Raw genomic sequence first — 730 nt, 5'->3', positions numbered from 1 at the left:
TAAACGCAAAGCCAATGGCGACCGAACCGATACCAAGTGCACCAATCAGCTTGGCAGGCGTAAAACCTGGCACTGCAATGACCATGGCTATCATAAAGCCAATAAAAATAATCAGTGCCCCGCCTACCCGCTGAAACACTTTGACCAGATTTTGATGTCGACTCCGACTACCTAATAGTTTGTGAACGATTTTTTTAAATACTATTGATAAAAACCAAAAAATTAGGATAACGATAATTGATGCAACAAAATATGGAATACGCTCGACAAAACCAACCAATATCTCATTTGCTGAATCTATGATGCTATGATACGTCAGCTCATCGGGCGTGGTAGCTGGATCAAAAGCAATGGTGTCTGCCTCAGGGCTAGGCATATAGGGGAAGCTCCTTAAGTTATTTACCTTTTTTATTAAGTCATTGTCTTTCAGTCATTGTCTTTTGGACGCTGCAATTTAACGCATCAAGTCAGCTTGTACAATCTCAATCCAGTAACCATCGACATCTTTGATAAAGGCGATATTTTTCATACTGCCATCTTCAGGACGTTTTTTAAATTCCACATCGTTTGTATCAAACCAAGCTATCGCTTCATCTAAATTGGGTACGCTAAAGCAAATATGACCAAAGCCTTGCGGCTCGCTATTGCCATCATGGTAGCTAAAGTCGGTCTTGTTTTCAGTACCATAGTTGTGGGTCAGCTCTAAAATACCGCGTTGACGGAACGCAAA

At 41.1% G+C, this 730-nt stretch carries 1 protein-coding gene and 1 pseudogene; both read right to left on the bottom strand.

Annotated features, from left to right (window positions below):
* A pseudogene (locus ACS8FD_RS20270) lies at positions 1 to 376 on the bottom strand (mechanosensitive ion channel family protein); the annotation flags it as partial.
* 78 nt (positions 377 to 454) lie between these two features.
* Positions 455 to 730: lactoylglutathione lyase (locus tag ACS8FD_RS20265; RefSeq protein ID WP_439277188.1), on the bottom strand; the 276-nt coding region annotated here is incomplete at its 5' end.

The sequence above is a fragment of the Psychrobacter sp. 1U2 genome, assembly GCF_051847575.1.
Note: the sequence above shows the minus strand (reverse complement) of the source record. Positions and strands in the feature narration are given on the sequence as shown.